Raw genomic sequence first — 26,051 nt, 5'->3', positions numbered from 1 at the left:
GAGCGGCAGCGACCGCGTCGCACCGTCTAACCACAGTGGGATCGTGCGATGTCCGCGCCCTCGTCGCCCACACGACCCGAAACATACCCACCACGCGTGGTGTCCCTGGTCGTCAGCTGCGGCCGGGGGCACGAGGTGGTTTGTTCCCGGCGTTCAGCGTTCAGCGTTCAGCGTGCGGGGCGCGTGGCACCCAGGTAGCCATCGCCGGGATAGCGATAGTCGGCGATTCGCACGGGTTGGCCGACGTCGGGTGCGTTCACCATTTTGCCGTGTCCTATGTAGAGTCCCACGTGCCAGACCTTCGATGGTGGGTAGTAGTAGACGAGGTCCCCGGGGAGGAGGGCCTGTCCATCGGGTACTCGTGGCCCGGTTTGGTACTGGGTGTGCGCGGTACGGGGAAGGGCGATCCCGGCGGCGTCGTAGGCGGCCTTGGTCAGGCCTGAGCAGTCGAATCCGCTGTCCCCGTCGGCCGGGCCGTTGCCGCCCCATACGTAGGGCAGCCCCAATTGTCCACATGCGTAGTTGATTGCGGTTGTCGCTGCGGCGGTGGCGGCCTGGATAGTGGTGCAGTCACCGGTTCCGGTCGTCGCGGGCGTGGGTTGGCAGCGGGCTCCGGACACGGCGGCGACGATGGCGCGTGCCTTGCTTTCGTGCTGGGCGTAGGCGTTCGGGAATCCCGATCCCTGCACGGTTTGCGCGGCGTCGTTGATGCTCATCTTCTGCCAGTTCGGCGTGGCCGTGAGGTGTTCGAAGAACTTCGTTGCCGCGTAGGTCGGTGTGGTGACTTGTTGCGGGGTACCCCATCCCATCGATGGTCGTTGCTGGAACAGCCCGAGCGAGTCACGGTCGCCGTAGAAGACGTTGCGCAGCTGGGATTCCTGCATCGAAGCTGCGATGGCGACTACCCAGCCCTGTTCGGGCACGCCCATCTGCTTGCCGACTGCGACGATGGTGGCGGCGTTGCCCATCTGTTCGGCGGTGAAGCCCGGTAGTGTGCCGTCGGGCGTGCAGGTCAGTGAGCTGGACGTGCTGCTGCTGCCGAATAGGGAGCTGACGAGGCTGGCGACTCCGGCGCCGATGAGCAGCGGGATGGCGAGGATCAGGGCGGCGACGCCGGCCACGAGTTTGGGTCCCATGGGTTGCCTCGCTTTCCTTTCGCGGTAAGTGCGTAGCAGCGGTCGGGCGAGTTCTCCCTCGAGGCCAGGGCGGGGAGGAGAAGTCCCGCTGTCAGTGCTCGTCGAGCGTGACTCGGTTCGGAGTGGCCAGCGGGGAGATCGGGCTGGGTGGTGGCAGCCGGTACGGCGAGGCCGCCGCGGCGTCACCGGTCGGGCCCTCGTCGTCCTCGGTGCCGGGGCCGGCCGGAGGTGCCAGGCCAGGCCAGGCACCTGCGAGGTCGGCCAGGTTGTAGCGCGGGCCGGCGCGATAGGCTCGTGCTGAGGTCAGGGGCAGCCACACCGCCTCGGCCGGGCTCGGATGCGGCGCAATGGGGTCGAGCAGATCGGCCGCGGCGGTGGCCACCGGCACCGGTCGCCGAGGTCGCCGAGGTCGGCGTGTACGCGTGCGAGCGCGGTGCGGGCTCCGGCTTCGCGGCGGGTGCTGGGCAGCCACACCAGCACCGGCGTCGCGATCCCGGTCGATTCGGCCAGCCGGGCATAGGCGGTGAGCTTGCGCCCGACCTTGGCCAGGGACTCGGTGCCGGTGTCGAACTCGAGGAACCACTCCACCTCCCGGACGGCGCCACCGCCGCGGCGGTGGCGCCAGCGGCCGTAGCCGTCGGGAATGACGAGGTCGCCGAAATGGCGGGCGCAGCGGGATTCTGACCACCACACCACCACTGCCTCCGCCTGGGCTGCGGGGGAGAAGCGGGTGCGGGCGATCAGCGAGGTGAAGAAGTCGTTCACGCCGACGGTGTGGGCGAGGCGCTGGTTGTGGGCGATGCTCATGGCGCGGTCGTGCCGGTAGCCGAGTTCCTTGACCTCCAGACCGTGTTCGGCGGCGAGGACGGCGGCGCCGGCGGGGCCCAGGACGTAGTGCATCGGGGCGGAGCCGAGCTGCTGAAACGGCTGGAACCGGGAGATCGCGCGCCAGAGGTAGAGGTCGCGCAGCCGCTGGCGCGCCGAACGTCCGGAGGGGAAGGCCGCGTCCTGGATCTGGGCCGTGGTCAAGACCCGGTGCTCGTGCAGCAGGGCCAGGAGCCACTTGTCGCGGGCGGTCAGGCGCGAGGCGAGCATGGCCTGGTGCTCGACCGAGCTGGCCGCGCGGGCGGTGTGGCGGCCGGGCAGAGATCCGCGCAGGCTGTGCTGTCGGGTGGTGGTCGTGATCAACGGACGCTCCTCGGCGAGGTGTCAACAGGCTGTGGACACGTGCTGTGGGCAAGACTCGGCCTCGGGCCCCCGGGAACCGAGTGGCTGGTGGCCGTTCCTTGTGACGCGACGGAATTCAGGGACGGGCGCGACGAGGATCGGTCCTGGGTGGTCGGGTCGGTGGAACCCGGCGCCCGGCCGTCGCGGGCCGGGTGGCGGTGTCGCGAGTTGTCGAGGCGTTGTCGCCGGCCGCGGCGCTGTGCGCGCGGCGCCGGGCGCGGAGCACGGCACGGATTTCGCGTGCCCGTCCGGGAATCGGGTCAGGTAGGGCAGCGGTGATCATGGTGAAGGGTTCGGTCTCCTGGCCGTGCACGACCAGCCGTGTGGCCGCGTGGTAGGCGTCCAGGTGCGACAGGTCGTGTTCGGACAATCTGGGTGCGGTGTGGCGGGCTAGTTCGCGGGCGTCCTCCGGGGAGGCCGAGTAGATGATCTTGTTGCGGGCGTTGGTGGAGAGGCCTTCCTTCAGTTCTCTCGAGAGCTGGCCGAGATGCTGGTGGGCCAGGATGAACCCGTTCCGGAACGCTCGTGACTCGGCCAGCATGTCTTCCATGGGGTAGGGAAGATTGAGGAAGTTGTGGCATTCGTCGATCACGGTGTGCGCGTCGGGGCGCAGGCGCTGTGGGACGCGGGCGCGGGCGGTGGTGGCCTGCCAGGTGCGGGCCACGACCAGTGACCCGACCAGCCGCGTGGTTTCCTCCCCGAGGGAGCCTTTGGGGATGCGGACCAGGCAGATGCCGCCCTCGTCGAGGACCTGCGACATGTCCACGGTGGATCGCCCGCCGGCGATGGCTTCTTTCACGAAGGGCCGCAGCAGAAATGCTCGTAGCTTGTTCATCAGGGGCGAGATGACCTGGGAGCGGGAGCTGTCGGTGAGGTCGTCGTACCACTCCCAGAATCCGCGCAGCACAGGATCGGTCAGCCCGGTGGTGATGCGGGACCGGAATGCCTCGCTGACAAGCAGTTTCGGCAGGTCGGCCAGGGTCGGCACGCCCTCTTGCGCCCGCAGTGTCAGGCAGGCGGCGCGCATGAGGTCGTCGGTGCGCGGACCCCAGAACGCCGAGTAGACCCTGCGGAAGACGGAGACGAGGTTGTCGACTTCCCGATCGGTTTCCCCGCCCTCCAACGGATTGAGCACGGGCGGGCGGTGGCGGGAGTCGGCGTCGAAGAGCACCACCCGCTCGGCGGCTGAGCGCGGGAGCCGGTTGAGGACGTCGGTGACCAGGTCGCCTTTCGGGTCGATCAGGACGACGCCGCGGTTGTTGTCCGCGTCGTCGAGGATGATGTTGCCCAGCAGGGTTGACTTTCCCGAGCCGGTCGCTCCGACCACGTGCGTGTGATAGCGCGCGTCCGCGATGCGCAGGCCGATCGGCCGGGCGTGGCCGGTGTCGGAGCGTCCCAGCGGTGTCACCTCCGGCCCGGGAGTCGCGACTCCCGGTGGCGGGGCGACGGCCTTGGCGCCGGCGCGTTCGACGCCGGGGATCTCGGCGTCGGTGGGCAGGTGCGCGAGCACGGCCAGCTCGGGCACCGAGAGCAGGTCCCCGCGTTCGAGGCGTCTTTCGGCGAGCGCGTGGGCGGGGCGGCGCAGGCGGGTGCGGGTGTAGTGGTTGTGGTCGGTGTAGGCGGCGAACGCGGAGGCGAGCGCGTGGGCCCGCCCACGTGCAGTGTCACGGGCTCGGCCGGTCGGCTCGTCGGCGGCGTCGGCGGGCAGGTCGGCGGCCACGGCGTAGCGCACGACGGTCTCGTATTGCGCACCGCGCTGTTTGCCCACGATCGCCTTGTTCTGGGCGGAATATTCCAGCGACAGTCGGGGGTCTTGGCTGATCCGCCGCGAGTCCGGGGTCCGGCCTGAGCGGGTGGCGTTCGCACCCGGTGTGACCGCGTCGAGGAGCCGCCCACCGAGGCGACCGGAGGAGCCGTGGTGCACCCGGCGGGCGGCGCGGCGGGCCCGGGCGACGCGGCGGCCGGTGACCGGGCGGGCGAGGATCTGCACGCAGGCGCGTTCGTCCCGGCCGAGCCCGACCGGGGCGCCCAGGAGACCTCGGATCGGGTCGGCGTCGAAGCTCGTGCGGATCGGCAGCGCCTCGGGGCGGGCGAGGCGCAGCTGCCCGCCGACGGTGATCCGCCGGTGCCCGGTCTCCCGGTCGGGGAAGGGGGAGCCGGCGGGGCTGGTGCGGGTGTGGGAGCCGGGCCAGGCAGCTTCGATCGCCCGTTCCACCAGCGAGGGCGGGATGACGCCGGGGACCCAGAACTGCACGGTGACGCCGTGCTCGCCGAACACGTACTCCATCGCCAGATGCGGCTGGCCGGCCCACCATCGCCGCAACCGGGGGCGCAGGAGGCCGACGAGGTTGGACCAGAGCGCGGCACCGCCGGCGGGATCCACGGTGGGCGGGGCGAGCACGGTGATCCGGCGAGCATCGGCCAGCAGCGCAGCGTGGCGGCGCGCGCGCCACCAACGCCGCGCCGCCACACCACCGGCCACGGCCACGGCGAGGGCCGGGATGAGAACCGGTCCCCATATCAGCGTCCAGGCGCGCAGGTCGGCGAGCAGGTACGCGGTGCTGGCGCCGGGGTCGCGCAGATAGTCGCCTACCCAGTTCTGTGCCGTCGGCGGTGCCGCGGCGTGCACAGGCATCACGGAACTCCCTTCCAGGAAACGGGCGCGGGACAAGGAAAAGGTGACAGCGGCGCGGACGGGTCACGCGGGGTCGAGGTCGACCTGTCCGGCGTCGCCGAACGTGTCGTTGTCGAGCTCGTCGTCGGCACCCGTGGCGGCGTGCATGGCAGCGGGCTCGGGGGCGCCGGAGGGGGCGGGCCCAAGGTCGACGTAGGCGTCGGCGAGGCCGCTGTCGATGGCGTGTGGGTCTTCTTCGGCGAGCCGCGCGAGTTCGGCGGGGTCGGTGGTGACGAGGAAATGCTCCGTGGGCGAGGCCAGCGATTGGAACGCGACGCGCTGGGTTCCTGAGGACAGCAGGCCTTGGCCGCGGTCGGCCGTGAGCAGGAACTGGCGTTCTCCGGCGGAGAGGTCGAAGGTTTCGGCGATCTCGTCGATGGCTTGCGGCGCTTGGCGGAGCAGCACCTGGGTGGCGGCGTTGCTCACGATGGCTTTGCCCAGGTCGCTGCTGAGCACGTCGGCGGTGTCCTGGGTCGCGACCGTGAGGCCGCACCAGTGTTTGCGGGCGGCCTTGGCCATGCGGAACAGGAACCTTGCGCCTTCGGGCTGTTGCATCAATAGCCACGCCTCGTCGACCACGACCAGCCGGGGCCGCCGGGCCGCGGGGTTGGAGACGCGGCGCCATACGGCGTCGAGTACGAGCAGGGTGCCGATCGCGCGCAGCTCGTCGGGGAGATCGCGCAGGGAGAACACGACGAGGTGCCCGTCGGGGGTGGCGGTGGTGGGCCCGTCGAAGAGATCGGCGAACGACCCGTCGACGAAGGGATGCAACCTCGCCGAAAGATCGGCGGCCACCGCGTCGCCGCCGTCACCGGAGGCGGCGAGGACGTCGCGCAGGTCGCGCAGCAGTGGTGCCGGGCGGGTCCAGGTCCGGGCGTCGTCGGTGATGCCCGCGCGGTGGTAGGTCGTGGTGATCGCGGTGTCGAGCACGGCTCGCTCGGCGGCGGTGACCTCGGCGCCGAAGAGGACGGCCAGGACGGTGTGCAGGAACAGGCTGCGCCGTTTGAGGGCGTCGCGCGGGGCGGTGCGGCGTCCGCGGGCGTCGGTGTGCACGGGCAGGTCGAACGGGTTGAGCCGGATCCCGTTCGCGCCGAGGTGGACGTAGGTGCCGCCGACCTGGGAGGCCAGGCGGGCGTACTCGTCTTCGGGGTCGACGACGAACGCCTGTACCCCGCCAGCGGTCCAGTCGCTGTCGGTGTCGCCGAGGGTGCGGTAGAGGCTGCGCAGGGTCTCGAGCTTGACGAAGTAGGACTTGCCCGCGCCGGAGCGGCCGAGGACGACGGAGTTGTAGTTGTCGCAGGCGAACCGGTCCCAGTGCACCAGCCCTGAGGAGCCGACGTTGTAGCCGTAGAGGACCCCGGCGGGCGTCGAGGTGGTCGGGTCGGTCGGGGGCAGATCCGGTGAGGTGAAGGGATACGCGGCCGACACTGCGGCGGTGTCGAACGTCCTTTTCAGACCGAGCGGGTCGAGTCCGAGTGGCAGGGTGCTCACCCAGCCTTGCAGTGCCCGGTAGGTCGCGGGTTTGGCGTCCAGCAGCAGCGACGCGCACAGTGACCGCAGCGCGGAGACTTCCTCGGCGAGCGCATCTTCGTCGGGGGCGTGGACGGTGAGGTAGAGGCCGAATTTGAAGAGTTTCCCGTCGCCGCGGGCGATGCGTCGGGAGAGGTCGGCGGCGTCCTCGGCGGCGGCGTCGAGGTCCGGGTCGTCGAGCCGGTCGTGGCGGGCGTTGTGCCGCCGCGACGATTCGAGTTTGGCGCGTTGCTTGCGCAGGCCGCTGGCTGCTGTCGCCGGATCGACGGGCTGGACGTGGACCGAGACGTCCAGGCGGGCGGGGTAGGTCAGCAGGGGCGCGAGCCAACCGGGGTAGACCTCTTGCGGGTAGCCGGTGACGCCGAAGGACGCGACGAACTCGTTGCCGACCTCCAGGTGCCGGGCGGAGACCGACAACGCGTCCGGGGTGAACGCTCCCGCCGACCCGGACCGGGACGCTGCGTGGTGGTTTCTGGTGCGTGCCATCGAGGTCTACCTGCTTTCGATCTCGTCGTCGTAGTCCCAGTCCTCGTCCTCGGACAGCCACGGGCCCGAGGCCTGCGCGCGCCCGGGACGGGCCGGCTGGGGGCGTGCGGGCTCGAGGTGCGTGGGCTCGGGGCCGCGAGCCGGCGGACGGGAGGAGTGCGTCGCCGGAGCCCGGCGAGGGGATGGCTGCGCGGCGGGCGTGTGCGCCGGCGGGACCGGGCGCGATGCCGTGGCGAGGTCGGCATCGTCGTCGCGGTAGTCGGCGCCGTAGAGGTCGGTGAAGGTGGTGGTGGCGGTGACGACCTCGTCGGCGCCGGCCCGTCCGGCCGACGGCGGCAGAAAGGTGTCGGGGTTGCACGCCGCCGCCAGCACCCCGGTTGCGGCGGCGGCGTCGAGCGGCGTTGCCACGATCCCGGCGGGAATCAGCAGTTCGATGGCCTCGCCCAAGCGCCGCACCAGCCGTTGCTCGGCCGCCTGCCGCACCCCGTCATCCACCGACAGCTCACCGCCGCCGCGGTGGCGCCGCCGCCGCGGCAACACGCTCGACGCGGTGGGAGCTGGGCCGCTGCCCAGGGGTTCGCGCAAGACGAGCAGCACCTGGCGGCGCAACAGATCCGCGTGCGCGGTGAGCTCGGCGAGGTAATCCGCGTGGTCGCGCGCGGCAGCCTCCAAAGCGGGGTGCGGCAGCCCGCCGGCACGCGCCCGCAGTTCGGCAATCTGCGGCGCGAGATCGAGCCGCTCGGCTCGCACCAGGATCTGCACCGGCGCGGTCAAGCTGTGCAGGTAGCGCGCGAAGGACGCGACAAGCGCCTCCTGTTCTCCGGGCGTGCGCAGCGAGAAGTTGACCGTTGAGCACACGGCGATGACCGCGAGCCCATCGGTGCCGAGGTCGACGATCCCGGCCTGCGCGCCGGTGTCGGCGACACCGCTGGCCGGCAGTTCCAGCGGCGCCGGGGACACCGGCTCCGCCGAGGCCTGGCACCGCCTACGCCCCCAAGCGTGGGTGTCGGCCTGCTGGGCCGTCAGCCACGCCGGGGCCGCGCGCACACCCTCGGGAGCGGCGACCCGATGCCGAGGCGACAAGTGCTGACGCACAGCGGCGAGCGCGAGGAGGTCCAGGGGCAGCCCGTCACGCTGCCCGAGGGCCAGCACGGTGACCGCGACTCCGGGCGGGGTGGCGACGATGAGGAACACCGGCAGCGGCACCACGGCGCGGGTGAGCGCATAGAGCCCGTAGAGCAGCAGGCCGGCGGCGCCGAGTATCGCGAGTTGGCGGGCGGTCAGCGGTCCGAGTACCCGGTCGGGGCGGTCGACGTCGGCGGGTACACGCACGGGAGAAGTCATGGCGAACTGGCCTCACTTCTTCGTCGGGCCCCGGCGACCGGGCAGGTCCAGAGGCAGGGGCAGTTGCGTACCGGCTCGCCGTCGAGGCGGCGCCGGGGTGTCGGCACCGCTGGCCGGTGCAGGCGGCTGGGGTGGGGGTTGGCGTGGCACCTCGAGGGGCAGCGGGTACTGGCCCGAGGCCCGCGCTCGGTTGCCGGTGTAGGCGTCGCGTGCGGGGCGCCGCGGTGCGCGGGCGGCACGGTTGATCTGGCCCGAGGGGGTGATCAGCCCGGGCCCGGTCTGCTGCGGCGGGCCGGCCGGGTCGGGGTTGGCGAGGTCGTCGGCCAGCGTCTGCCGAGGCGTGCCCGGCGGTGCGGGACGCAGGTGCAGCGGCAGCATCCCGGTTCCGGGCGCGATCAGCGCGCGGGGCAGGTGCCTGAGCGGGCGCGCGTTGCGGTTGATCCGCCCGTCCGGGGTCAGCAGCCCGGGCTGGGCTACCGGTGGCGGCATCCCGGGTTGGCGTTCGGCGAGCTCGTCGGCCAGCGAGCGGCGCCCTACCCGATCGGGGTCGCGCCGGGTGGTGATCGGCAGCCCGAGCTGCTCACGGGGCAGCGCCCCGGGCAGCGGGTCCGGCGGCAGCGCACGCGGGTTCACCGCGACCTCGCTCGTGTCCCCGGTGCCGCTGGTGGTGAACAGCGACATCTGCCCGGGCCCGGGCAGCCGGTTCGCGAGCCGATCGGTAGGCGGCAGCTCGCCCAGGCGTGGTGACCGGGGCGGTCCGGGGCGCACCCGACGTACGCGCATGGGGAGCATGAACTGGCCCGAGCGCGTGGCGGGCGGGTCCGGTGGCAGGCCCCCGCCCGGCCTGCCATGTCCCGAACCCTTACCGCCCTTGCCCTTGAACAGGGAGGAGCCGCGGCCGAGCAGGCCCATGGTCTTGTAAGCGATCGCGCCGCGCACCAGCGAGCCGAGCATCGAGCGCCCACCGGTGATCGGGCGCAGGCACCAGAGCGGAATCTTGATCAGGACCAACATCAGCGCGAGGCACAGCAGCAGGTTGATCACGCCGTTGAGGGTCGGGCCGAACACGGTGAAGCCGCCGGGGGCGAAGAAGATCCGCAGCGCCGCGACCATCGTGAGCGACTGGCCGATCTGGATGGCCAGCACTCCGCCGAAGGCTTTCCACCACGCTTGGGCGATGCCGTCGGTGTGGGGCAGGGCGTGGCACATCAGCGCGATCGGCGCGGCGGCGATCAGCAGGATCGTCACCATCAGCCGCACGATGAATGTGATCAGCAGGATGATGATCATCACCACGAGAGCGAGGCCGATGAAGATCAGCCACACCCCGCCACCGAGGTTGCCCATCACCATGTCGGTCAGCGCTTTGCCCGCGTTTTGCGGGCTGATCCCGGAGCCCATCACCGCCCCGGCGAGGGCATTGGCGAACTGGATCGCTTTGGTCGCGATGAACAGCGACAGGGTTCCGGCGAGGAACCCGAGCACGACCCGGGGCCCGATTTCCTTGATCGTGTAGCGGGTCTGCAGGGTTTCGTAGCCCATGACGATCATTCCGGCGACCAGGACGATGATCACGTAGACCGTGAGCAGGATCTGCCACGATTCGGTCCACAGCTGCCCGATACTGGGCAGCGAGCTCGGTTCCGGAGTGGTCAGCAGGGTCTGGCCCAGCAAGTCCAGCAGCGGGTTGAGCGCGTCGGTGACCACGCCCCGGAAAAAGCTGTCGATGCCCTCGGTGACACACGCGACCGGGTCGGTGATCCCGCAGTCGTCGGTCGTGTCTCCGGTGTCCGAGCCCGGTGCCTGGGGTTGGCCGGGCGCGTTCGGGTCGATCGGGGTCGGCTGCGGAATGCAGTTCGGCCCGTCGCAGGACGGGGGTGCCGTAGTGCTGCCGCCGAGCGCTCCGCACTCGGGCATCAGCGCACCCGGGAAACACGACATCGGCGGCTGCGACGACGGCGGTATCACGATCGGGGTGCTCGGCAACCCCGTGGGCGGAGGCGCCTGAGTGCCGGTGGGCAGCATGCACGCGGGTTCGACCGAGCCCGGACCACAGCTGGGCTGCGGCGGAAGGGGCAGTACCGGCGGCTGCGCGGGGGCCACCGGTGCAGCCGCTGCCACGGCCCCCGGTGTGGGGCCGGGCGCGGCCGAGGCAGTCAGCGCGATGCCGGCGACGGCCGCCAGCAGCGGCACCAGGACTGCGAGCGCGCGTGCCCACCGCCGCTGCGGCATCCAGCGCCCCCGGCCGCGACGGCGCCGGACAGGTGCTGTCGGCGGACTGAACGTGGGCCGCTCGTGGCGCCCAGCCTCAGTGCCCGCCCCGTCGCGGGCAGGGGCGAAATCGGTGGCTCGGGCGGGACGCACGATCGGCACCGCGGGTCGGTGCCGGTGCGGGCGGAGCGGGCAGCGTGGACGGGCTGCGGGTGTGGTGCCGGCGGTGGTCATCGCTCACACCCCGCCCACGATGCCCTTGAGGATCTCGACCACGAGCGGGGCGAGCGCGGCGAGCGCGAAACCGATGCATCCGGCTTTGAAAGCGCTTTTGGCTTTCTCGATTTCGCCGGGGTCGCCGGAGGCCAGCAGGTAGCGCAGGCCGGCGACGGTGAACAGCACGAGGGCGATGCCGGCGAGGAGCCCCAGGATCCAGGTGCGGATGTTGTCGAGGACCTGATCGACGGTCTGGGCGAGCGCGACGACCTGGACGGTGTCCGCTCGCGCGGCCGAGGACGTCAGCAGCACACTGGCCGCGACCAGCCACCCGAGGAGCAGGGCGACACGGCGGCGGTGCGCACCTCGCCGTGGCCGGGCCGGTGCCGGCGGGAGCGGCGTGCCGGGCGTGCCCGCGCAGCGATTCCCGGTGCGAGTGCGTGCGGCCGCGGAGCGGGCAGGTGCTTGTCGCACTCGCGGGGCAGGGGCCAGGGAACCGGGACGGCGCGGGGCCCTGCGGCGTGGGGTCGTCGGGTGCGGGCGATGGCGGTGGCGAACGGGAGTCAGTCGCATGAGGGCGCCTCCTGAGTGAGCGCCGAGCGGCGGCGCGGGAGTGCGGGCAGCCGGGTCCCGCGTGCGCTAACTCCGGATTTCGGGTCGTTCGGAGACAGCGGGCGCACGAATTTCTTCGCCAGTTCCGGACTCACGCGTGTCACGTTGCGTAGCCGCTGTCGGTGGGTCGGGGAGAGCCGCAGCGCCGGGTGCCGGGCGTCGCTGGGGTGTGCGCGACCGCTGGTGCCCGGTGCCGGTGTGGCGCCGTCGTCGGCGCGGGAGTCAACCGGCTCGGCGAGGTAGCGGGCCAGGCGCTGCTCGGCGCGGTGGCGGGCCTGCTGCGCGGTCTTGTACGACTGGCCGCGCGCGCGTGCGGCCTCGGTCAGCGACAGTTCCCCGAAGCGGGTGGCCGAGATCAGCGCGGCGTCGTCGGTCGTGATGACGCCCGCGCGTACGGCGGTCACGAGCACAAGGTCGGGGTGTCCGCCCGGGCGGTGTGGTGGCGTGGCGCGGACACCGATGTCGTCGGTCGGCGGCGCGGCGTCGAGGGCCTCGCGCAGCGCGGCGTAGCCGGCGCGGTAGGCCGCCCACCGCAGGCGCACGAGGATCGCCGGCCGGTCCAGCGCGGTCTCGCGGAGCCCGTCGAGGAACCCGGTCAGCACGGCGGCGTGGATGTCGTGCTTGTCACCGCGGAACCGGTTGGTCAGCTGCGCGGCGACCGGCAGCAGCACCGGCATCGCCAAGCCGACGCACGCCATGGTCCAGGTGCCGCCCTCCGCGCGTGCCCTGGTGATCAGATAGGTCCACGCCGCGTCGCGAGTCGCCTGGGCGCAGTCCTCGGTCAGCAGCAGCGCCCCGAGCTCGTCCAGCGCCACCGGGCGCGGGGGCAGCCCGAGGATGGCGGCACCGTCCACGCACACAGGATGCGGGCCGGTCACCAGCCAGCGGAAGGTCGTGGCGGCGGAGTCGAACACCCCGCCATCCCGGGCGTAGTCGTCGCTGCGGCGCAGAGAGAAAACGCCGGACCTGGGATCGGTTTCCGGTAACGACAGAGCCATGTCGACCACTCCTGACAAAAACGGAATCAGTGCGGCCACCAGAGAGCCAGTCGGGGCGCCTCAAAACCGGCTCACAAGCGCCTCGAAACCGCATCACAAGCGCCTCAAAGGGCGCCTCGGATGCGGCGATGAGTGCCATTCGTGCAGTTCGCGAGCACGGTCCACGAGACGCGTTCGCGGCGCTTGAGGCGCCCGATTCAGTAGCGTTGAGCTGCGATGACACGCTGGGGAGTGCCTGTTGCTTGAGTGTGGCGCCTCACAAGAATTTCGTTATCGACAGGATGCGGTGATGCGCGCGCCAGGTCACCGAGAGAATTTCTTGAACTGGCACTCGTGGGGCCCTAGAGGATAGGGGAGAGGCCATTTCCCGGGGTTCTTACTCATCCTGACCAGGAACAACTGTAGTTCGTTGCCTTGGATGTCGAGTTTCTTGAATTTTTCCGGGAGTGAGTGTCTCCAAAAGGCCGTTTTTCCGGAGTTAGCCGGTGACCGCATCTACCGCCGGGCACACACCGGTGGCACACGCTTCAGGAGGCTTCTCATGACCCAGCGCGCGCAGTCCCCGGACGGCCGTCCTGGTCGCCGGACAGACTCGACTCGCCCGCCGCGCACCCGGCGCGGCGGCGACCGCGCCCCCTACCCCGGAGCCCGCACTCGCACCACCACGGCAGCCGCCGGCGGGACCCGTGCGACCTCGCGTCCTGACGGCACGCCGGCCCCGGCGCGGCGGCGCCCGACGCCCTCGTCGACGGTGCCGACTCCGGCGACGGTGTGGACGTGCGGACCCGACCCGATCGACGCCCACGCGCCATGGCCGGTACCGATCGTGGAGGCCATCACGACGGCGTTCACCGACCCGGGCGCGCACGTCGTTCTGATCGACCTCGGCCCCGCGCCGAGCACAGTCACAACCCCGGACGTCGACGGCGCCACGGCGACCGGTGCCGAGTCCGTGGCGGCGGCACGGGCGGCGGTGCGCGCACTCGATCGCACCGCCGACACCTACACCTTTGACGCCTGCGCCGACGGCTCCGCCGCGTCGTCACGACCGTTCTGGGCCGACCTCGTCACCGACGCGAGCGACCGGTCCGCGGCGCTGGCCGGGGCGCCGTCGCTCCCGGCTCGCACCGGTGCCCTCAACGGCGCGGAGGTGCCGGACTCGGCGCCCGGCGAGGGCGCGGATCTGGTGCTCGTCTCCCTGCCCGCCCGCGCCGCCGAGTCGGTGTCGTTGGACCGGCTCGTGCTGCTGGCGGCGAACCGGCTCCGCCACGGCGGCATCCTCGCGGTGTATACGCACAGTGACTGGAGCCAGGGAGGGTTGGTCGACCCGACCGGGGCGATCGTGGCCGCCTGCCAGCACGCCGATCTGCTCTACCTGCAGCACGTCGTCACGCTGCACACCCCCGTGACGAAGGGGCGATTGCGCGCCGCGCCGAGCGCAGCGGTGGCCGCCGAGTATGACCGGGCCCGCCACCGCGCGACGGTGCGCGGACTGCCCGCCCCGCACCTGCGCGCGCACGGCGATGTCCTCGCGTTCGCGCAACCGGCCGACCCCAGCGCGCCGCCCTCCGGGACCGGTCCGGCGACCGCCGCGCACAGCGACGCGCCGGGCGCCGGAGGTGGCCAGTGACCCCGTCCTCACGGCGCCCGCTCGCGCCTTCACCGGCCGCTCCCACCCCTGCGAAAGGCACCACGCTGATGACTGACCTGCGTCCCTCCGTACCGAACACCACCGGCGCGACTCCCTCGACCGCCCAGGGATGTGACGACCCGACGGTGCCGATCTCACGTGCGTTCATCGACGCCCTCGACACCACCAGCGACACCAGCTCGGCGCAGCCGAACACCCCGACCGGACACGACCCGGCGGGCCCGGACACCGCGACCGGTGTGGCCGATGCCGGCGAGCTGCCGTTGTCGGTGTGGGCGACCGCGCAGACCTCCCCGGCCGCGCAGCGCAAAGGCCGCTACGTGCCCGAGTCGACCGCGCACCCGGCGAAGATGCTCCCGGCCGTGGCCGCGCACGCCATCCGCGCGTACACCCGCCCCGGGGAGCTGGTGTTCGACCCGATGGCCGGCTCCGGCACCACCCTGGTGGAAGCGATCGACGCCGGGCGCCGCGCGGTTGGCGTGGAGTATGAGCCGCACTGGGTCACGGTGGCCCGGGCGAACCTGGACCTGGCCCGGCAACGCGGTCACGACCATGAGGCGGAGGTCGTGCACGGCGACGCCCGCCAGCTGCCGTTCCTGCTGCCCGAGAAGTACCGGGGACAGGTCGCGCTGGTGGTCACCTCACCGCCGTACGGGCCCTCGACGCACGGGCAGGTCGTCACCGCCGCCACCGACTCGCCGGACGGGAAGGTGCACAAGTACCACCACCGCTATGGCAGCGCGCTGGATCGGGGCAATTTGGCCAATGTCGGCCACCACCGGTTGCTGGCGGGGTTCACCCGCCTCCTGACCGGCTGCGCGGCGATCCTGCGCCCGGGTGGGCACGTCGCGATCACCGTGCGCCCGTGGCGCGAGCACTCGGAACTGATCGACCTGCCCTCGCAGATCATCGCCTGTGGCCAGGTCGCAGGGCTGGTGCCGGTTGAGCGGTGCGTGGCGCTGCTGGCCCGGGTCGCCGATCGCGAACTGGTCGCCCGCGGCAGCTTCTTCCAGCGCGACTTCATCCGCAAACAGCGCAAGCAGGGCTTGCCGCTGCATCTGATTTCGCACGAGGACGTCGTCGTCCTGTCCAAGCCCCTGGTGCCCCGCGGCACCTCGCTCCCGCCGTCGCCGAGCGACGGTCACGTCGCTTCAGGAGGCGGGGCCGAGGGTAGCGGGCGGTGGCAGGCGTGAGCACCCTCGTGCACTGCCGGGACTGCGGCTGGGACGCCCGCTATCGGCGTCCCGGCGCCGCCCGGCGCGCCGTCACGCGCCACCGCTGCCCACCGCCGACCAACGACTCGGACCGGCGAGTCCCGGAGCGGGAGGCACACCATGCCCACTAGGCAGGACACCTCCCGAACGGATGGGGCCTCGGCTGCACGCGAGCTGCGGTTCGTCGCGACCGAGGGCCCGGTGATCGGGTCGCTGTGCACCGGGCTGGCCGGTCTGGACCTCGGGGTCGCGGCCGTGCTCGGTGGCCGGATCGCCTGGTACTGCGAAGTCGATCCGCACGCCGCCGCGATCCTCGCGGCACGTCTGCCAGGAGTGGCGAACCTCGGCGATCTGCGCGCTGTCGACTTCGCCTCCGTCGCGCCCGTCGAGGTGCTCACAGCGGGCTTTCCGTGTCAGGACATTTCCGCGGCCGGTCGGCGCGCGGGTATCGAGAAAGGCGCTCGCAGTGGACTGTGGAGCAGCATCCTGGACGCCATTCGCGTCCTGGGACCCCGCCTCGTCGTCGTGGAGAACGTCGCCGCCCTCCGCTGGCGCAACGGCGGCCTCGATCGTGTACTCGCAGGGCTGGCCGAAGCGGGGTATGACGCGGTCTGGCGTTGCCTACGAGCCGCCGACATCGGCGCCGCCCACCGGCGGGAGCGCGTGTTCCTGTGTGCCGTCCCCCAGTCGGGACGGGATGCGGATGATGCCGACCCCGCAGGCCCGCGACGGCGAGCCACGCGGCCCGGCCGATCCCGCACGCAGGCGAGCGGGCGGGCATCAGGTGAACCTCAACGACGCGGTCGACTCGATAGTCCGGCCGGCGCAGTTCTCGCCGACTCCGACAGCGGCGGACTCGCGGCTGGCGGCGATCGAGGCCGGGCGCAATCCGGGCCGTCCGATCCCAGCGGGGTGCGTGGCGCTGACCGACTCGGTGCGGCTGCTGCCGACCCCGACGGCCCCGGACCCGAAGAACAGCACCCATGACACGCACGACGGCGGACCGTCTCTTCCCGACCGCGCACGCGCGCTCAACACGCCGTCATCACCGACGGACGGAACGTGGTGCACGGCACCACAAACTCAGGGGATTCGTAGCTGTCTGTCCCCGGGTGCGTGGGGTGCTGCTGCCGACACCGACCGCGCACGACGGTTCTTCCAACGGAATCTCCGCCGCGTCACGACAAGGAGGTCTGTCTCTTGGACGCTCTACGGCTCCTGCCGACCCCGCGGGCGACCGACGGGACCAAGGGCTGCCCCGCGCAGCGCGGGTCGAAGGGCGACCTGATGCTGCCCTCGGTCGTCATCGCCGTCACCACGCCCGCGCCGACGACCAGCGCGAACAAGGAGGTAAGTGATCGTGGCAACCGCCCGCGCACCTCGCGCCCGCCGCGCCGCACGCGGTGAACCGGCGCCGGTGGACTGGGGTGAGTACGCCGCGGCCGTGCACCGTTGGGAGCTCATCACCGGCCGCCCCGCCCCGTACCCGACCCAGCCCGGCCGGCACGGCCGTCCCGTGCTCGCGCCGCCGTTCGTGGAGTGGCTCATGGGCTTGCCCCCAGGCTGGGCCACCGCCGACCATCTCGACCTGCCGCGCACCGCGCAACTGCGCGCGTTGGGCAACGGGGTCATGCCCCAGCAAGCCGCGCACGCACTACGCCTCCTGCTCGACGACCTGACCCACCTGCACCGTCCACTCCGCCACCCGCCGGACAGCACCACGCCGAACAAGACGGCCCGCACGAACCGACCAGCACCCGCGCATCGCGGCTCGACCCGCCCCTCCGGGACCGCCCGGACCTCGACCGTCGCGCGCGATCGGCGCGGCGGAACCCGCGCGCCCTGCTGAACCTGTGGCGCTCCGGGGTGTGAGGACACCCCCTGGCGCCCCGCCCCGGAGCGCCACACCCACCCGCTGCCCACCTTCCTCTGCCCGATTTGTTGAAGGGGCCTCTTCGTCATGCCCACGTACAGCAGAGCCCGCCACTTCACGACGCAGGTGCGCCGCTGGGTCCATGCGGTCAGCCGCCGCGTCCGGCACCGACAGCCACCGAACCGAACTGTTCCCAACCAAGCGCCCCTGCAGGTTCAGCTCGTCCAGCATCCGGTGACACGGCGCTCAGCCGAGGCGATCGCCGTCCTGATCCGTGCGGGCTGGAACATCCACCATCCGCCCTATGGCTACACCACGATGACCGTGGCCGGAGCACGCAGCCGCCGCGGCACACCTCGCACCCGCCTCACCCCGGACCCGCTCCGCGCCCCGGTGGTGCAGGCCATCTTCTACTGGCGCGCGGTGACCGGCCTGTCGGTCGAGCACATCACCGCCCGCCTCGATGCCGACCACGACCGCTACCCACCGCCCGGGACCCACACCTCGTGGCCACCAGCCGCAATCGCGGCGATCCTGACCACCATCAAGTACACCGGCTACCAGGCCACCGGAACCCGCGACGAGAACGGAGCCTTCCGTCCCGTCGAGCAATGGGTGCTCTCCGACCAGCCCGCACACCGCGCCCTGGTCACCCCGGCGTTGTTCTGGGCCGCCCAAGATCCCGCGACCAGCGTGCGGCAGGTTCCGCACCGCCTGCTCGCCCCGGCCCCGCGAACCACCGCCAGCCAACCGGGGCGCCGCGCGGGTACCTGACAGCACCGCTGAGCGCCGTTCCGGCGCCCGCGACCCCGACGGCGCCAGATGGGCGCTGATCGCAGGCTCCGCCCACATACGAGATCTCCGCGCCCACCACCAAACCGTGCCATCGCCTGACCGCGAGGAGGTTGCTGTGCATGACCTCGACCGACCCTGCCCTGCTACAGCTGACTCGACAGCCACGGCCGCGCCGCCGCCGGCGTGGTCGCGCGAGAAACTCGCGACACTCGGCGTGACGATTGACCTGATGACGGCCGCCCGCATGCTCGGCATCGGCCGCACCACCGCCTACAAACTCGCCCGCACTGGAACCTTCCCGGTGCCGGCGGTTCGCGTCGGCCGTAGCTACTGCATTCCCGTCGTACGGGTGATCGAGCTGCTCGGGCTGGACAAAGAGCCTCATGCCTGACGCTTCCCCTCTGTGCGAAACGGAGCGTCCATGGCCCGTGTCCGAACACGACACCCACGGATTGCGGGAAAGGAAAATCCGCGATGACGTCCAAAGGCAGCACATTTAAACGCTGTACGTGCACTCAACCCGGTACCAAGAAGCAACTCGGCACACAATGCCCGAAGCTCAAGCGCGCCAACGGCATGTGGAGTTCCAACCACGGAACCTGGTCGTTTCAAGTCGAACTTCCCAAGAACCACGACCGGACCCGCCGTACGCGCAGGCGGCACGGATTCGCGTCGCAAACCGATGCGCTGGACCAGCTGGACAAGATCGCCGCTCTCGTCGCGCTCGGTGAACGACGTGGCGACACCGCACTCGCCACGATCGGCGACCTCATCGAGAACCGACTGCGCACCGGCGAACCGATGCCCGCTCCCGAGACGGTCGCCAAGCAACTCGACCAGGGCAACGCGAGCCTCGGCGACATTCCGACGGTCGGCGAATGGCTGACCAGCTGGATCGCCTCGCGCAAGAAGATCCGGGAAGGAACCCGGATCGGCTACCAGTTCCACATCACCAACTGGCTGATCCCGCACCTGGGCCACTACCGACTCGACGCGCTCACCGTCGATCACATCGCCGGCATGTTCGACGCGATGGCCGAACGCAACGACACCATCACCGCCGCCAAGGAGAGCGACGATCCCGACGTCCGCAAGAGCGTGCACGGTCTCCGAGTCATAAACGCGGCCACTATGCAGCGCTACCGTGCCACCCTGCGCGCCGCGCTCAAGGCCGCCATCCGCGCCCAGAAGATCACCTACAACCCCGCCTCCTACGTCGAGCTGCCCTCCGGGCGCCGCCCGAAAGCTCTGCTGTGGACACCGGGCCGAGCCGAGCGCTGGCAGCGCACCGGGGAGAAGCCCTCGCGGGTCATGGTGTGGACACCCGAGCAGATCGGCCGGTTCCTCGACCAGGCTGAGGGCCACCCCTACTATCCGCTGTTCCACATCATCGCCTACCGGGGTTTGCGGCGCGGTGAAGCGTGCGGCCTGCCGTGGTGGAACATCGACCTGTTCAACCGGACGATCACCATCTCCACCGCGATCGTCCAGCTGGGATGGAAGACTGAGTTCGGCGAACCTAAAAGCGAAGCCTCCGGCCGCGTCATCACATTCGACGAGGCCACCACCCTGGTGCTGCGGCGGCAGAAGACGCACCAAAAAGAACTGCGTGCGGCGGCCGGCGCCGAGTGGGTCGAGCACGAGCTGGTGTGCACCGAGAGCGACGGCAGGCCGCTGCACCCGGCCAGGCTCACCGACGCCTTCCACGCCATCGCCGACGCCGCTGAGCTTCCGCCCGTACGCCTGCACGACCTGCGCCACGGCGCCGCCACTCTCATGCTCGCCGCCGGAGCAAGCCTGAAAGAGGTACAGGAACTCCTCGGCCACTCCACCATCACGATCACCGCTGACACCTACGCGCACATCCTGCCGGAACTCGCCAGTAAGACCGCCGAAGCCGTCGCTGCCATCGTGCCCCGCAACCAACGTCTCGACGAAACCGCTTCCTGACCCAACACCGCAGGACCGGGATACTCCAAAACGAGCAAAGCCGGGGCGCGTCTGTCCATTGTGGATTGACGCGCCCCGGGTCGTCTCGGTGCCGCGTCATCCGGTGTCCCCGTGCCCGTTGGCCAAGGCGAGGAAAGACCATCACGGAATGACGGGGTTGTGGTCGTGCACACTGGCGCACATCGCTGCCTCGATGGCTACGTGCGCACAGGACTGAAAGCTGCCTTACCTCATGAACGCACGGCGTCGCGCAGTCAGGCCTGGGGGTCGACCGGGGGCCGGATCGGCGGGATCGTTGCGCTAGCGGAGTTCACAGCCTTAGTTCGTAGACAGCGCGGTGTTTCCCGGGACCCTTGAAGTTAGAGATGACCGAGACGCCGTCGATCGTCAGATCATTTTGGATGTCGACGAACCCCTGCTGGGCCCATGCTGTGTGAGCTGCGGTGTTCTCAGGTTCGGAGGTGAGGTACATCCGGTGTGCGCCGCCGCCAAGGCGCTGACGTACATCCGCTCCAGGGTGCGGACGATCTCCGCCGGTGTCGCTTCCGGGTTGCGCTGGCGGGCCCGGGCGATGTTCTTGCGGACCAGCGGTGCCTGCAGGCCGATGGCCTTGTCCAGCAGGTCGAGGACCGCCTGGCCCCGTCCGCTCGATTCCGGGACTGGTCCTTCGAGCGCGTCAGAGGCCACACCGATCTCCTTGAATCGTCACGTTCCTTGCCTAATCTCACACCCGACCGCTGCTGTACTACGTGGCCTCGAGCGGCATCGGGGTGACGGCGGGCGGCATCGGCGGGTCGAGCCCGCGTAGCCACGCACTTTGAGCCGAGATCCGATCAGACAGGTCAGTGGGCTACACGTCCTGTCACCGCGGGTGTCAGACGCGAAGCTGGATCTGCTGTCCCGCGGGCGCCCCGTAGGCAGCGACGACCTTGTTCAGCTCAACCTGGTAGTAGAGGATGCCGACGCCGCAGACCAACATGAGCAGCATGCCGGCCGCGGGCGAGCAGGTGGCTGGCAGGCCGGCGGCGCGCTGGGCGTTGCGGATCCGGTTGCCGCAGTTGTAGTAACTGACCATCGGAGCGACGACGGTCCAGCCGAGGAACAACAGCACCAGCATGGGGCCCGCGACCGGGACAGCCCGGCGACGATCGAACTCGGCCATCTCCTTGTGGATCTTGTAGTACCAGACCAGGTGGTAGATCCCCAGCGTGATCGTCGGCCACAGCAGCCATGCCGCCACCGGGTGCCTCTGCTTCATCGCGAGACCTGTCGCGACCGAGTGGGGCACAGTTCCCCCAACGCCCGGTACAACGTGAGCGTTTGCATGCAGTTGCGGCAAATTGGGCTGCCCTTGTTGCTGCGGCTGGGGGTGTGACGAGTACGGGTTGGGCTGGCTCATCGATCAGTACTTCCTCTCCTGTCCCGCGCAGAGTCGCGATCTTCAGCGCGGTTGTTACGACGTGCCAGAGTTCGTATCTCGGCTGTGACCTCCCAGTGGCTGACGGCCCGCAGCTGGTGGGTAACGCGTCACCTCGGGCACGCTCAGAACACTGCACGGCACGCGCCGAGGACCGTTGCGCCGTACTGCTGGTCGCCTCACCCACTGGCGGTTGACTCAGTCCCGCCAAATCGCATGAATCGATGTGGCCGCGCCAGTAGTCGCAACTCACACAGCGCCGGGAGATCACCGGCGAAGCGTGCTGGGGAAACAGACGTGCTCAACCGCGAGGCCGACGCGGATGCGTGACGACAAGACCGCGCGCAACGGTGAGCACTTCGCGTCCTTGTCCTAAGCACGTGTCATCCGAAGCTTGCCGAGTCGACAGCGTACTCAACCGCCTTCAGGCGGTGTTTGGTCATTGTGGAGCTGGGGGGCTCGAACACCTGACATTCTGACTGTCAGCGAGGTTCGATGTAGCATCTGGTGGCTGGGTGCGGGGAAGCCGCTTGTCGGCGCGGTCTTGGTGTCCACAGCTGTATTCGGTTATGCGGTGGATCGGCTGCTTCCTGCGGCTGGAGGGACATCGTCAAGGTGGATGTGCGGTGATCGTAAACGACTACGAGCTGCAAGTCATGGTACGACTTGGCTAGGTTGTCGTCGTCACGGTTGATCGCCGCCGTCGCGAGGTCGTCACATCCCACAGTATTTGCTGCCGCAGTGATGTTGAGTTCTTCTAGCCACGTGGTGACAGCTCTCTGCACTTTGTCTTCCCTGACCGAGATTGAATGCGGATGCGTCACCTGCGTGAACGAGTCGCGGGGTACGCAGCGGTAGTAGTGGTGTGGACCGGTTGTGGAGCTTTGCATCTTGCGGTTGCAGGTGCGGCATCTGATGAGCCCTTGGAACAGGTATGCATGGCGGGTGGGGTGTCCGCTGCGTTCGGTTTTGCTGCGGCCGGCGAGGGTCTTCGTGTGCCGGAGCAGCTGGACCTGGGTGAACTGTTGAACGGTCACGATCGGGTGGTGAGCTTGCATCCGGGATCGAACCACGTGGTCGGGTGACGCTCGGCGGAAGCGGGTGGTGTGGCCGGCGGAGGGGTCATCGGGGTCGAGAAGGACCTCGGTTTTGGTCCAGCGGCCGAAGAATGCGTAGCCGGTGTAGCGCGGGTTCTGCAGGATCGAGCGGATGGTGCTGGCCAGCCAGGCGTCGCCGCGACGGTGTGGGTTTGCTCGGGGTGGCGAGCTGAGGGGCAGGGTATGTGGTCGTGGTTGAGGCCGGTTGCGATGGTGTGGTCGCCGAAGCCTTGGAGGTACTCGGCGTAGATTCGGCGCACCACGGCGGCTGCTTCGTCATCGATGTGGAGGATGCGGAGGTGGAGGCCGTCGGCGGCTTTGCGTGGGTGGGGGTGGGGCCCGCCGTCGATGACGATGTAGCCGTAGGGTGCTCGTCCGCCTTCGTGGCGGCCTTCGTTGATGACTTGGGCGTCCATGGCGGCGCGGACGCGGGCTTGGACGTGTTGCCGTTCGGATTCGCTGATGCCGCCGAGGAGGCTCATCATCATGGTGTGGGAGGGGTTGCGGGGTTGGTAGCTGCCGCCGAGCTCGGGAATCCAGAGTTCGACGTTGTAGGCGGCAAGGCGGGGTGCGGTGAGGGAGAACTGGTTACCAAACCAGCACCGGGTGCCTTCGCCGACGACGACCGCCGTCCACTGGCGTGAGGCACCTTTGAGTGCCTCGAGCAGCCGTTTGGCTTCTGGGCGGCGGTGCCAGGGGACGGACCGGGACTCGCCGATGTCGAAGTACTCCTCGACCACTTCGCCGCCGAGGGGTTCCACGAACCTGCACGCGTTCCGCAGCTGCCAGCTGCGTGAGGTTGCGGGGTCCTGTTGGTCTTCGGTTGAGCATCTGCCGTAGAACGCAAACCGGTGGGCGGACGGGGTTTCGGCCGATGTGCGGGTGTTCCCCCACAGGGCGTCGAGTTCTGCCCAGGGGTCAGCGGGCGTACTCATGGAAGAGTTGCACGAGCACGTGCGAACGATGCGGTAATCACAGTGTCAGGATGCGCTCGCGACCGGCAAGCGACCAGGCCCGTATCTCTTTTGGGACAAACCGCCCTGACATTTGCACAGAATCATCAATTTCGGCGCAGATGTTGTGCCTCGGCACAGTGCTCGTCACTGGACTGCCGCGTTGTACCGGTCTAGCACGGAGCAAGCGCGACTTCCGAGCGTTCCGTTCGCTCGATAGTTCACAGTGCGCGGAGCGTGAGGTTAGCGCGCAGGGACTCGGATGTGGTTGTCGGAGCCGGTCGGCTCGGTGCGGTGGCGAGGTGCGGCGTCGCAGCGGGGAAGGATGATGGTCACCGGTGAGGACCGCGCCGCGTCCCGGCAGTTCACCGAGATCATGCATGCGGTCTTCGACCTCGGCGAGGCGTTGGCCGACACCAGCCGGCTGCTGGACGAAGGCCTGGCGGCCAGGACCTACTGGGTCGAGGCCCCGCGCAAGACGGTCACCCGGCTTCGCTGCGATTCCGCAGGAGGGGAAAGATGACGACGGTCGAGACGAACCTGTACTGCGTGACGGTCACGCGCGCCGGCCACGTCACCCTCCGGTTCGGCGACGTGCACCAGACCGAAGGAAGAAATCCGGGCACTGCCATATCCTGCTAGAACTTCAGTACCTCAATCGTGCTTAGTTCAATCTCGTAGCGCCCGTAGACCTTCGTCGTGTTCTCGCTTGTCAGTTGCTCCTCGGTGTAGCCGAGGAGGCCGGCTGTCCGGACGACGTCGGTTGCCGAGCTGGCCTCGATCTCCAAGTATGGCGGGATCCGCGGCCACTCGTCGATCTCAAGCTGTACGCCGTCGAGTTCGAAGCTGGTGCGGCGGTTCTCCTGGTACGACTTGGGCGTGAAGCCGAGCAGGCCGAGCAGTTCGTTGGTGCTGGTGAAGTCGCTTACGGTGACCTCGACCTCGTAGGTGCCGTCGATGGCGTCGCTACGGATCTCCTTGACGCACAGCGTTGTCTCGCTGCCGGTATCACGTAGCCGGATCCACTTCGACTGGTTTCCTGGCGTGATGTCGTAGACGTGGCGGCGCATGAGCCGCGTGTCGCTGACCTGCGTGCCGCCCTTCTCCAGGATGAGTGCCGCGGTTGCCTGCGGGTCGATGTCGAGAATCTTGGCTTCGTGCTCGATCGGCACTGGCGTGTCTCCTTCGGTGTGGTGGTGTGGAGCCTAGCGATCTGCTGCGTCGAGCTCGGCGGCCTCGCGGGCGCGAAGCGCACGGATTTCTTCGGGCAGGTCGGATCGCAGGAACTCATCGAGGGGCCGGCACAGGCCCATGCGTTGGATGCAGACGCCGACCTGGTAGAGGCCGGCGCGGTCGCGGTAGAGCCGTACGCCGTAGAAGCCCTCCTGGCAGTCGGTGTCGTTGTTGAAGGGGCAGCCTGTGCACGTCGTCGGTAGCCGGACCCGGCGGATCTGTTTGAAGAACACCCGCCGGCCGCTTGGTAGTCGGTACGCCGTTCGTGCGCCGGAGACGCCGGCTGTCAGGTAGCGCGCTTCCGGGACAGCGCCGCGTTGCTCGAGTGCTGTCTTGATCGCGCGGATCGACGCTTCCCCGTGGTCGAGTGAGTTGAGTAATCGGACGGACAGGCGTGGTGAGTACTCGTCGAGGAGGCGGTGCACGCGGGCGATGTGGCTTTCGTCGGGAACCACGATGTTGGCGTTGACGCCGATGCCCGCTGCGAGTGCGGCGTTGATTGAGTCGGTGAGTGCCGTGAGCTTCCGGGCTGCGGGTTCGACGTTGCGGTAGCGGTTGTGCTGGACTGCGGCGAGCTCCTCGGGTGTGGTCCCGAAGATCGAGAAGTTGATGCGCTCCAGGCCTGCCTGGGCGCAATGCGGAAGGATTTCGCTGCCGCGCTCGCCGTTGGAGGTCATCCGCACGGAGAACCCGGCGGAACGCGCCAGGGCCACCAGATGTGGCAGGCCGGCGTGCAGGGTCGGTTCGCCGCCGGTGAGGTGGAGCTCATCCAGGCCCAAGGCATCGTGGAGCGCGACCAGTGCCTCCCGGAAGCTGTTGTCCGGCAGGATCGGTGCGGGCAGGAACCGCGCGCCGTTGGTGGCGGTGTAAATGGAGACACGTCCTGTGCCGCCGGTGCCTTCGAAGGTGCCGACCTGACGGCCGACGTTGTCGGCGACCACCGGTGTGCCTTCGTTGTGGCAGAACACGCAGGTCATGCCGCAGGCGTCGATGATCTTCACGCGCAGGGTGCGGTCCGTGCTGACGTGCACGGACACCTCGGATGAGCTCATAGCGGCTACTCCTCATGCGGTTGCGGGGTATCTGGGTCGGTATCGGGCCACTCCGGCGCGGCAGCGGACGAGGAGGGTCGGGGGGCGCGGTCGGGTAGGTTCCGGAGGCCGTCCAGGACGCGTTGCAACACGTCGGGCGGCAACGTCTGGGACCTCGGTGGCGCCGTCTTTTTCCTTGCAGCCACGTAGGGGCGAACCAGCGCCGGTCGTGCCGCGCGCCGACGTCGCGCGGGTAGGCCCGGGCCGACGGCAGGCAAGACGTCGGTGTCAGCTTCGCTGTGTTCCTCTGCGGTAACGGCTGCGGCCTTTTCGTCATCGAGCCGTTGCTGCAGCGCGGCCACGGACCGGCCATCGCGATGATTAACCTGAGCCCGTCGGTAGT

22 protein-coding genes and 2 pseudogenes are annotated in these 26,051 nt (G+C 69.8%); 10 read left to right on the top strand and 14 right to left on the bottom strand.

Translation table 11 applies throughout. From position 1 onward, the window contains the following. Positions 1 to 167: 167 nt before the first annotated feature. From AB0383_RS16530 to AB0383_RS16495, 8 genes and pseudogenes are all read right to left on the bottom strand, one after another. The gene (locus AB0383_RS16530) at positions 168 to 1,136 is read right to left on the bottom strand and encodes a C40 family peptidase (protein ID WP_366187712.1); all 969 of its coding nucleotides are present in this window, start codon (positions 1,134 to 1,136) and stop codon (positions 168 to 170) included. A gap of 91 nt (positions 1,137 to 1,227) precedes the next feature. Then, positions 1,228 to 2,324, bottom strand: a pseudogene (locus AB0383_RS16525) (replication-relaxation family protein). Positions 2,325 to 2,439: 115 nt separating this feature from the next. Beyond that, complete coding sequence (locus tag AB0383_RS16520) at positions 2,440 to 4,998, bottom strand: DUF87 domain-containing protein (RefSeq protein WP_366187711.1); 2,559 nt, start codon at positions 4,996 to 4,998, stop codon at positions 2,440 to 2,442. A gap of 63 nt (positions 4,999 to 5,061) precedes the next feature. After that, entirely contained in the window at positions 5,062 to 7,053 is a 1,992-nt protein-coding gene (locus tag AB0383_RS16515) for a conjugal transfer protein TraC (protein ID WP_366187710.1), read from the bottom strand. A 6-nt stretch (positions 7,054 to 7,059) separates the two neighbouring features. Next, a complete protein-coding gene (locus AB0383_RS16510) occupies positions 7,060 to 8,397 on the bottom strand; it encodes a PrgI family mobile element protein (protein WP_366187709.1) in 1,338 nt (445 codons plus the stop codon). 12 nt (positions 8,398 to 8,409) lie between these two features. Continuing rightward, positions 8,410 to 10,314, bottom strand: coding sequence for a hypothetical protein (locus AB0383_RS16505; protein WP_366187708.1), 1,905 nt, complete (start codon positions 10,312 to 10,314; stop codon positions 8,410 to 8,412). A gap of 531 nt (positions 10,315 to 10,845) precedes the next feature. Next, positions 10,846 to 11,136 (bottom strand): pilin, encoded by a 291-nt coding sequence (locus tag AB0383_RS16500; RefSeq protein ID WP_366187707.1) that lies wholly within the window; start codon positions 11,134 to 11,136, stop codon positions 10,846 to 10,848. Positions 11,137 to 11,387: 251 nt separating this feature from the next. After that, positions 11,388 to 12,434 carry a sigma-70 family RNA polymerase sigma factor gene (locus AB0383_RS16495; RefSeq protein ID WP_366187706.1) on the bottom strand — a complete coding sequence of 349 codons (1,047 nt, stop codon included), beginning with the start codon at positions 12,432 to 12,434 and terminating at the stop codon, positions 11,388 to 11,390. Between the two features lie 541 nt (positions 12,435 to 12,975). Here AB0383_RS16495 and AB0383_RS16490 point away from each other — a divergent pair. The 8 genes from AB0383_RS16490 (at position 12,976) to AB0383_RS16455 (ending at position 19,917) form a co-directional block, all read left to right on the top strand. After that, positions 12,976 to 14,064, top strand: a complete 1,089-nt coding sequence (locus AB0383_RS16490) for a hypothetical protein (RefSeq protein ID WP_366187705.1) — start codon at positions 12,976 to 12,978, stop codon at positions 14,062 to 14,064. 68 nt (positions 14,065 to 14,132) lie between these two features. Continuing rightward, on the top strand, positions 14,133 to 15,278 hold the full coding sequence (locus tag AB0383_RS16485) for a DNA methyltransferase (protein ID WP_366187704.1): 1,146 nt from the start codon (positions 14,133 to 14,135) through the stop codon (positions 15,276 to 15,278). Between the two features lie 141 nt (positions 15,279 to 15,419). Next, positions 15,420 to 16,286 (top strand): DNA cytosine methyltransferase, encoded by an 867-nt coding sequence (locus tag AB0383_RS16480; RefSeq protein WP_366187703.1) that lies wholly within the window; start codon positions 15,420 to 15,422, stop codon positions 16,284 to 16,286. Positions 16,287 to 16,499: 213 nt separating this feature from the next. Continuing rightward, complete coding sequence (locus AB0383_RS16475; RefSeq protein ID WP_366187702.1) at positions 16,500 to 16,706, top strand: hypothetical protein; 207 nt, start codon at positions 16,500 to 16,502, stop codon at positions 16,704 to 16,706. After that, positions 16,654 to 17,148, top strand: coding sequence for a hypothetical protein (locus tag AB0383_RS16470; protein WP_366187701.1), 495 nt, complete (start codon positions 16,654 to 16,656; stop codon positions 17,146 to 17,148). Before AB0383_RS16475 ends, AB0383_RS16470 begins: the two co-directional genes overlap by 53 nt. Positions 17,149 to 17,259: 111 nt before the next feature. Next, positions 17,260 to 17,946: a recombinase family protein gene (locus AB0383_RS16465; RefSeq protein ID WP_366187700.1), complete on the top strand. Its 687-nt coding sequence runs from the start codon at positions 17,260 to 17,262 to the stop codon at positions 17,944 to 17,946. A gap of 136 nt (positions 17,947 to 18,082) precedes the next feature. Then, complete coding sequence (locus tag AB0383_RS16460; RefSeq protein WP_366187699.1) at positions 18,083 to 18,358, top strand: helix-turn-helix domain-containing protein; 276 nt, start codon at positions 18,083 to 18,085, stop codon at positions 18,356 to 18,358. 83 nt (positions 18,359 to 18,441) lie between these two features. Then, positions 18,442 to 19,917, top strand: a complete 1,476-nt coding sequence (locus AB0383_RS16455; RefSeq protein ID WP_366187698.1) for a site-specific integrase — start codon at positions 18,442 to 18,444, stop codon at positions 19,915 to 19,917. Positions 19,918 to 20,304: 387 nt separating this feature from the next. Here the strand turns inward: AB0383_RS16455 and AB0383_RS16450 are convergent, their stop codons facing one another. From AB0383_RS16450 to AB0383_RS16435, 4 genes and pseudogenes are all read right to left on the bottom strand, one after another. Then, positions 20,305 to 20,604 carry a hypothetical protein gene (locus AB0383_RS16450; RefSeq protein WP_366187697.1) on the bottom strand — a complete coding sequence of 100 codons (300 nt, stop codon included), beginning with the start codon at positions 20,602 to 20,604 and terminating at the stop codon, positions 20,305 to 20,307. Positions 20,605 to 20,791: 187 nt separating this feature from the next. After that, positions 20,792 to 21,175, bottom strand: coding sequence for a DUF4234 domain-containing protein (locus tag AB0383_RS16445; RefSeq protein ID WP_366187696.1), 384 nt, complete (start codon positions 21,173 to 21,175; stop codon positions 20,792 to 20,794). Between the two features lie 641 nt (positions 21,176 to 21,816). Next, positions 21,817 to 22,533, bottom strand: coding sequence for a zinc ribbon domain-containing protein (locus tag AB0383_RS16440; RefSeq protein ID WP_366187891.1), 717 nt, complete (start codon positions 22,531 to 22,533; stop codon positions 21,817 to 21,819). Between the two features lie 362 nt (positions 22,534 to 22,895). Continuing rightward, positions 22,896 to 23,366 (bottom strand): annotated as a pseudogene (locus AB0383_RS16435) (recombinase family protein); the annotation flags it as partial. A 346-nt stretch (positions 23,367 to 23,712) separates the two neighbouring features. On the opposite strand from AB0383_RS16435, the gene AB0383_RS16430 reads away from it, so the two are divergent. Together AB0383_RS16430 and AB0383_RS16425 are read left to right on the top strand one after the other, a co-directional pair. Further along, a complete protein-coding gene (locus tag AB0383_RS16430; RefSeq protein WP_366187695.1) occupies positions 23,713 to 23,907 on the top strand; it encodes a hypothetical protein in 195 nt (64 codons plus the stop codon). Then, a complete protein-coding gene (locus tag AB0383_RS16425) occupies positions 23,904 to 24,026 on the top strand; it encodes a hypothetical protein (protein WP_366187694.1) in 123 nt (40 codons plus the stop codon). The genes AB0383_RS16430 and AB0383_RS16425 overlap by 4 nt, the downstream gene beginning before the upstream one ends. On the opposite strand, the gene AB0383_RS16420 is transcribed toward AB0383_RS16425, so the two are convergent. Together AB0383_RS16420 and AB0383_RS16415 are read right to left on the bottom strand one after the other, a co-directional pair. After that, entirely contained in the window at positions 24,023 to 24,556 is a 534-nt protein-coding gene (locus AB0383_RS16420; protein ID WP_366187693.1) for a CYTH domain-containing protein, read from the bottom strand. The genes AB0383_RS16425 and AB0383_RS16420 overlap by 4 nt on opposite strands. 33 nt (positions 24,557 to 24,589) lie before the next feature. After that, complete coding sequence (locus AB0383_RS16415) at positions 24,590 to 25,669, bottom strand: radical SAM protein (RefSeq protein WP_366187692.1); 1,080 nt, start codon at positions 25,667 to 25,669, stop codon at positions 24,590 to 24,592. Between the last annotated feature and the right edge of the window lie 382 nt (positions 25,670 to 26,051).

Origin of the sequence: Amycolatopsis sp. NPDC051373 (assembly GCF_040689465.1) — a bacterium.
GTDB lineage: Bacteria > Actinomycetota > Actinomycetes > Mycobacteriales > Pseudonocardiaceae > Amycolatopsis.
Note: the sequence above shows the minus strand (reverse complement) of the source record. Positions and strands in the feature narration are given on the sequence as shown.

What these genes read in the sequence shown, in the direction of transcription:
- AB0383_RS16530 (WP_366187712.1), bottom strand. Translation starts at nt 1,136, where the DNA reads ATGGGACCCAAACTCGTGGCCGGCGTCGCCGCCCTGATCCTCGCCATC.
- AB0383_RS16520 (WP_366187711.1), bottom strand. Translation starts at nt 4,998, where the DNA reads ATGCCTGTGCACGCCGCGGCACCGCCGACGGCACAGAACTGGGTAGGC.
- AB0383_RS16515 (WP_366187710.1), bottom strand. Translation starts at nt 7,053, where the DNA reads ATGGCACGCACCAGAAACCACCACGCAGCGTCCCGGTCCGGGTCGGCG.
- AB0383_RS16510 (WP_366187709.1), bottom strand. Translation starts at nt 8,397, where the DNA reads ATGACTTCTCCCGTGCGTGTACCCGCCGACGTCGACCGCCCCGACCGG.
- AB0383_RS16505 (WP_366187708.1), bottom strand. Translation starts at nt 10,314, where the DNA reads ATGCCCGAGTGCGGAGCGCTCGGCGGCAGCACTACGGCACCCCCGTCC.
- AB0383_RS16495 (WP_366187706.1), bottom strand. Translation starts at nt 12,434, where the DNA reads ATGGCTCTGTCGTTACCGGAAACCGATCCCAGGTCCGGCGTTTTCTCT.
- AB0383_RS16490 (WP_366187705.1), top strand. Translation starts at nt 12,976, where the DNA reads ATGACCCAGCGCGCGCAGTCCCCGGACGGCCGTCCTGGTCGCCGGACA.
- AB0383_RS16485 (WP_366187704.1), top strand. Translation starts at nt 14,133, where the DNA reads ATGACTGACCTGCGTCCCTCCGTACCGAACACCACCGGCGCGACTCCC.
- AB0383_RS16480 (WP_366187703.1), top strand. Translation starts at nt 15,420, where the DNA reads ATGCCCACTAGGCAGGACACCTCCCGAACGGATGGGGCCTCGGCTGCA.
- AB0383_RS16465 (WP_366187700.1), top strand. Translation starts at nt 17,260, where the DNA reads ATGCCCACGTACAGCAGAGCCCGCCACTTCACGACGCAGGTGCGCCGC.
- AB0383_RS16455 (WP_366187698.1), top strand. Translation starts at nt 18,442, where the DNA reads ATGACGTCCAAAGGCAGCACATTTAAACGCTGTACGTGCACTCAACCC.
- AB0383_RS16445 (WP_366187696.1), bottom strand. Translation starts at nt 21,175, where the DNA reads ATGAAGCAGAGGCACCCGGTGGCGGCATGGCTGCTGTGGCCGACGATC.
- AB0383_RS16430 (WP_366187695.1), top strand. Translation starts at nt 23,713, where the DNA reads ATGGTCACCGGTGAGGACCGCGCCGCGTCCCGGCAGTTCACCGAGATC.
- AB0383_RS16425 (WP_366187694.1), top strand. Translation starts at nt 23,904, where the DNA reads ATGACGACGGTCGAGACGAACCTGTACTGCGTGACGGTCACGCGCGCC.
- AB0383_RS16415 (WP_366187692.1), bottom strand. Translation starts at nt 25,669, where the DNA reads ATGAGCTCATCCGAGGTGTCCGTGCACGTCAGCACGGACCGCACCCTG.